Here is a 6,034-nt window from a genome sequence, read left to right as displayed (position 1 = left end):
CCATAGAACCATAGAACCATGCCTATTTCTGTTGCATTTCCTTCCACCAATCTTCATCGGCGATAATCTGCCCTTGGTCATCCAATGGAGGATAAGGGAGGCGTTTTTTCTTAGCGACTTTCGCCAGAACGGGGTGGCCACGTTCAAACAGCGTACGATGTATGGTTTCGAGTGATAACGCACTGACATCGCGATTGTACATGCCAGCTAATTGGCGCTGACGCTGTGCTTCAAACAAGATTAGCGCACTGGCAACAGATACATTGAGGGACTGAACCATGCCGACCATTGGGATGATAATATCTTGGTCCGCACCGTTCAGCGCACTGCTCGAAATCCCGTCTTTTTCTCCGCCTAAAATAATCGCGGTCGGTTTGGTGTAGTCAATCTCGCGAAAGTCGACGGCTTTGTCAGAGAGGTTAGTAGCAAGAACCTGCATACCTTGCTGTTTAAGCTCACCGATAGCACTTGAGATTGAATCGTGAGTTTCCACTTCAACCCAATTACGTGCGCCAGCAGAGGTATGGCTGAGCGTGCGCATTTGTTTATTGGGCCAAACGGCGTGCACCTTGTGGACGCCAGCCGCATCGGCGGTGCGAATAACGGCTGAGACGTTGTTGGGCTTATGGACTTCCTCTAGCAGCAACGTGAGATCAGGTTGGCGTGCACGAAGTACATCTTGGATTCGGTTATAGCGTTCGAGATTCATGATTAGGTCCAAATAAAACGGGCTCGATATGACTATCGAACCCGTTGAAGTTAACACATTGAAAACTAGTTTTTACGTCGTCTGACTCGTAAGGCATGCGGCATCACGCGTATACGCTTCATGATACCCGCCAAGTGCACACGGTCTTGTGTCGTCAGTAATACCGTCACGGTATACAAACGGCCATCTCTTTCCTCGGTTGAAATGCCGTGGATATTCGACCCTGTTTTTGCAATGACGTTGGTCAGTTCAGCCAGCGCGCCTTGGTGATTATGCAAATCAACCTGCAGCTCTGCGGTAAACTCTTGCTCGTAGCCATCGCTCCATTCCACCGCCATGTACTTATCCGGCTCTTTTTGATGGCCGCGTACGTTTGGACAGGTTTCTCTGTGTACAACAAGCCCACGACCCGGTGAAACATGGGCAATGATGCTGTCGTCAGGGATCGGATGGCAGCAATTAGCAAAAGTCAGCAATATACCTTCCGCACCACGGATAGGCAGGCGTTTACCCGACGATGGTACAGAACTGGTCTGCGTCAACTCATCGGTGTCACCAAGTAAGCGTCGAGCGATGATAATGCTCATCAGTTCGCCTAAGCCAATCGCGGCAAGTAAATCATCGGTGCTTTCAAGTTTCAGATCTTTGAGTACTTCATCGATATTTTCTGGGTAGATAGTATCGATAGAATGGCGACCTAATGCATGATTAAGCAGTCGACGACCAAGTACGACGGATTCTTCACGACGCATGGTTTTAAGAACCTGACGGATCTTTGTGCGAGCGCGTGATGTCACCACGTAGTTAAGCCAAGCGGCATTTGGGCGTGCGCCCGGTGCGCTGATAATCTCAACCGTTTGCCCATTTTTCAGCGCCTTGCTGAGAGGGTATGGTTGACGATCAACACGTGCACCGACACAGGTGTTGCCCACATCGGTATGCACCGCATAGGCAAAATCGACCGCGGTTGCCCCGAGAGGCAGTTCGACAATTCGGCCCTTAGGCGTGAAGACGTAGATCTCATCAGGGAACAGATCAGATTTTACGTTTTCAATAAATTCAAAGGAGTTACCTGCACTTTGCTGAAGCTCAAGCAGGCTTTGCATCCAACGCTGGGCTTTCACCTGCGCCGTCGTGCCAGAGCGATCGCCATTGCCTTTATAAGCCCAATGCGCAGCCACACCCTTGTCTGCCATCTGGTTCATGTCTTCAGTACGAATCTGTACTTCAACTGGCACCCCGTGAGGGCCAACCATAGAGGTATGCAAGGATTGATAGCCATTGGCTTTTGGTACGGCAATGTAATCTTTCATGCGAGCAGGACGTGGCTTATACAAGCTGTGGACCTGGCCAAGCACGCGATAACAGGTATCCGCGGTATCGACAATCACTCGAAATGCATAGATGTCCATAATGGTGTGGAAGCGCTGCTCTTTGGTTTTCATCTTGTTATAGATGGAGAACAGGTTCTTTTCACGACCCAACACGCGAACCGTTAACCCTACCTCTTCTAGGCGGCCTTCGATCTCGCTGTGGATACGCTGGATCATCTCTTTACGATTGCCACGCGCTGATTTCACCACTTCTTTCAGAACACGGTACCGGTTGGGGTACAGGGCTTCAAAGCCAAGTTCTTCAAGCTCGGTCTTGATGTTATGAATACCAAGGCGGTGGGCGAGTGGGGCATAGATTTCGAGGGTTTCGCGAGCAATACGACGTCGTTTGTCAGGACGAAGGGCGCCTAACGTACGCATATTGTGGGTGCGGTCACTCAGCTTAATTAGAATCACGCGGATGTCTTGAACCATTGCCAGAACCATTTTACGGAAGTTCTCAGCTTGGGCTTCTTTACGATCGCGGAATTTAAGCTTGTCGAGTTTAGATACGCCATCGACGAGTTCGGCAACAGTGGTACCGAATTGTTCTTCTAGCTCTTCTTTGGTGACTTCAGTGTCTTCAATTACATCATGCAATAACGCTGCTTGTAGTGTCTCAATATCCAAACGCATTTCAGCGAGGATCCGAGCAACCGCGACAGGGTGAATGATGTAAGGTTCTCCGCTTGAGCGGGTCTGCCCTTCATGGGCATCTCTTGCTACCACATAAGATTGACGCAGAGCCTCAAGGTGAGGCTCTGTTAGATATTCTTGGGCAACGTCTTTAAGGCTATCGAATAGGTACAAATTGTAGGCCCGAAAGTCGATGGAACACGAGTAAACTCGGTCCGAATTAACGGTTGTGAGCGATGCTGCTAACCGCGGCTAGTTCAGCGGCTTCTTGCTCTTGCTGTTCTTGACGCTCACGTGCATCAAGTACATCTTTAGTGATCAAGCCTTCTTCGATTTCGCGTAGTGCGATAACCGTTGGCTTATCATTTTCTTCTGGCACTAATGCGTCTTTACCACCGATTTGCATTTGACGTGCGCGGCGAGACGAAATAAGAACTAGGTCGAAGCGGTTACCAACTTTTTCAACAGCGTCTTGAACAGTTACGCGTGCCATAAGAACTCCAATAATTAACTAAATTTTAGATGACGAGAAAGTATACAGCCTATTGGGATTGGATGCTAGATCACAAATGATCCCAATAGAGCCTGACGACCGCCTGTTTACTACTAGTCTCGTCGGTTAACCAGTATGCATGTTTACCTGTATTGTCTGTACAATAATATCGCCAGTACAACAGTAGCGTCTGTGTAACAGTATATAGGTAAATACGGTCGTTATAGTAAGGTCATTTGCTTTTTACTGCATTTTGTTAGGAAATCACCACAAAATACGTAGAAACAATGACGAAAACACGCTTATCTCTACTGCTCAGAAAGCAGCGCAACGAGCATGCCTTTGTATTTGATGGTTTGTTTATCTTGTTTTAGGCGCTCAGCGCGTAAGATCGCTTTGAAATCAATCAATGCCACATCAAAGTCATCGTTGATAATGACATAGTCATATTCGTCATAGTGAGATATCTCAGACTTAGCTTCGCTCATGCGCTTAGCGATGATCTCGTCGCTGTCTTGGCCGCGAACGTTAAGACGACGTTCCAGCTCACCGTTGGACGGTGGCAAAATGAAGACACTTTTTGCTTCCGGCATCTGCGCGCGGATTTGGCGAGCGCCTTGCCAATCGATATCTAAGAAGACATCAATGCCCTTATTTAGGGTTTCTTCAATCCATAGTCGAGACGTTCCATAGTAGTTACCGAATACCTCGGCGTACTCAAAGAAAGCATCTTGAGCGATCAGCGACTCAAACTCTGTTTTTTCAACAAAGTGATAATGCACGCCATCCTCTTCACCAGGTCGCACGCTACGAGTGGTATGCGATACCGACACTTTCATAGCATACGTAGGATTGGTTTCTAGCATCGCTGAAATCAAGCTTGATTTACCTGCGCCGCTTGGTGCGGATACGATGTATAAAGTGCCTTTGCCCATAGGTACGAGTCCATAGTTCTGGATTGAAAACGAGAAACGCGCAGTGATAGGCGTTTCATTAACGAAACATAATACTGACTGAGACTGTTGAAAAATCAGTCAGAAAAATGGAGGCGAAGAGTAGCACAATTTGACTATTTTCGACAAGTCACAGGGCTTGACCTGGAAAAATAATAAAAGAGGGCATCGAACATAAAAAAATGCTCGGCGGTCCGTGTCGTGATTGCAATGTGGTGGCAAACGTTTGCTTATTTATCAAAGTGTTGTTTTTAAAGCGATAAAAAATATTCACAAATGACGCGAAATTCATTGAAATATTCACACGGTCGATTAAAATCCGCGCCAACTTTTCCAAGTTCAATGACTGAACTTGGCGACTTTTCCTAATCCAAATAAGCAGGTTTTATCGTGAGTGTCGACGTGGCTAGTAAACCATCAGCGAAAACTTCTTTTATCGAATCTACATTTAAAGTTTCTGAGCGCAAGTCTACCGTTGGCACAGAGGTGTATGCGGGCTTCATTACTTTCCTTGCCATGAGTTATATCCTCGCGGTCAACCCTGCCATTCTTGGTGACATCCCTGGCATGGACCGTGGTTCCGTCTTTACCGCTACGGCGCTCGCTGCTGGTATTGCGACACTTATCATGGGCTTTTTTGGTAATTACCCAGTGATGCTTGCTCCTGGTATGAGCATGAACGGCTTCTTTAAAGGGATGTTGTTAAGTGGCTCGGTGGCATTGGTGTGGCATGAAGCGCTACTCGGCATCTTCTTCTCTGGCGTTATTTATTTGATCCTGTCGATGACCCGAATTCGCAAGGCAATGATTGAATCAATACCAGAGGATCTTAAACTCGCCATTACGGTCTCTCTCGGTCTCTTTATTGCTTTCTTGGGCCTAAAGAATGCAGGCATTATCGTCTCAAATCCTATCATCCTGGTGAGTATGGGGGACATCCTTGACCCTAAAGTCATCATCGCGTACATCAGCATTTTTATTGCGCTAGGCTGCATGGTCAGAGACATCAAGCTGGCGACGTTCATCTCTTTCATTTCTGCCATTGTATTAACGGTATTGGCCGATACGTTCATGGGTACATCAAATGCCCCAATCCCAGAGCAGCTCGTGTCGATGCCACCAAGTATGGCCGGGAGCTTTGGCGCGATCTTCGATATCTCAGGTTTAACGGCCGAGAAGATGTTTGACCTTTTGTTTATCGTGATTATCTTTTTGATCGTCGATTTCTTTGATGGACTAAGCACGATTGTTGGTGTCGGTAAAGATGCGGGCATCATTGATAAAGATGGCAAGGTGCCGAATGCACGCTCTGCACTGGTAGCGGACGCTGGTGGTACGGTGATTGGTTCTGTTTTGGGTACCACTTCTATTACTGCATTCTCTGAGTCGGGAATTGCGTCATCGCAAGGGGCAAGAACGGGCTTGGCCGCGGTGGTTGTGGCAGGACTATTCTTCTTATCGTTGTTCTTTTACCCAATATTCTCGGTCTTTTCTGCTGCGATGGTCGCGCCAGCAATGGTGGTGGTCGGTATCTATATGATTGGTCGCCTTGGGCAGATAGATTGGGAAAAGAAAGAGTCTCGCATTGCCGCGTTTTTCACCATCATGTTCACTGTACTGAGTTTCTCTCCAGCCAATGGTATGGCAATGGGTTTTATCAGTTACGCATTTACGATGGTCGTCGCGGGCAAAGGTAAGGAAGTACACCCCGTGATTTATGTGCTGTGTGCGCTGTTTGGGACGTATCTGGTTCTGCTGTAATTAGAGAGACGATATTGCGGTGATGTGTTGCGTCGTTTATTGCCTAGGCTTGCAACGATAGCTTACAACGTCAGGTTATAGCGATAAGTATAAAGTATAAGCATATTGC

Annotated in this window: 5 protein-coding genes; 1 reads left to right on the top strand and 4 read right to left on the bottom strand. The window is 47.4% G+C overall.

Going from position 1 to position 6,034, the window contains the following annotated elements; translation table 11 throughout:
• Positions 1–22 precede the first annotated feature (22 nt).
• From trmH to gmk, 4 genes are all read right to left on the bottom strand, one after another.
• On the bottom strand, positions 23–709 hold the full coding sequence (trmH, locus tag AB4405_RS23255) for a tRNA (guanosine(18)-2'-O)-methyltransferase TrmH (protein WP_102471219.1): 687 nt from the start codon (positions 707–709) through the stop codon (positions 23–25).
• A 65-nt stretch (positions 710–774) separates the two neighbouring features.
• Entirely contained in the window at positions 775–2,892 is a 2,118-nt protein-coding gene (spoT, locus tag AB4405_RS23250; protein ID WP_102471218.1) for a bifunctional GTP diphosphokinase/guanosine-3',5'-bis pyrophosphate 3'-pyrophosphohydrolase, read from the bottom strand.
• A gap of 46 nt (positions 2,893–2,938) precedes the next feature.
• The gene (gene rpoZ / locus AB4405_RS23245; RefSeq protein ID WP_102471217.1) at positions 2,939–3,211 is read right to left on the bottom strand and encodes a DNA-directed RNA polymerase subunit omega; all 273 of its coding nucleotides are present in this window, start codon (positions 3,209–3,211) and stop codon (positions 2,939–2,941) included.
• 308 nt (positions 3,212–3,519) lie between these two features.
• On the bottom strand, positions 3,520–4,146 hold the full coding sequence (gmk, locus tag AB4405_RS23240; protein WP_102471216.1) for a guanylate kinase: 627 nt from the start codon (positions 4,144–4,146) through the stop codon (positions 3,520–3,522).
• 408 nt (positions 4,147–4,554) lie between these two features.
• On the opposite strand from gmk, the gene AB4405_RS23235 reads away from it, so the two are divergent.
• Entirely contained in the window at positions 4,555–5,925 is a 1,371-nt protein-coding gene (locus tag AB4405_RS23235; RefSeq protein WP_372062985.1) for an NCS2 family permease, read from the top strand.
• Positions 5,926–6,034 lie beyond the last annotated feature (109 nt).

The organism is Vibrio sp. 10N.261.51.F12 (assembly GCF_041471725.1).
Lineage (GTDB): Bacteria > Pseudomonadota > Gammaproteobacteria > Enterobacterales > Vibrionaceae > Vibrio.
This window is presented reverse-complemented; position numbering and strand designations above follow the sequence as displayed.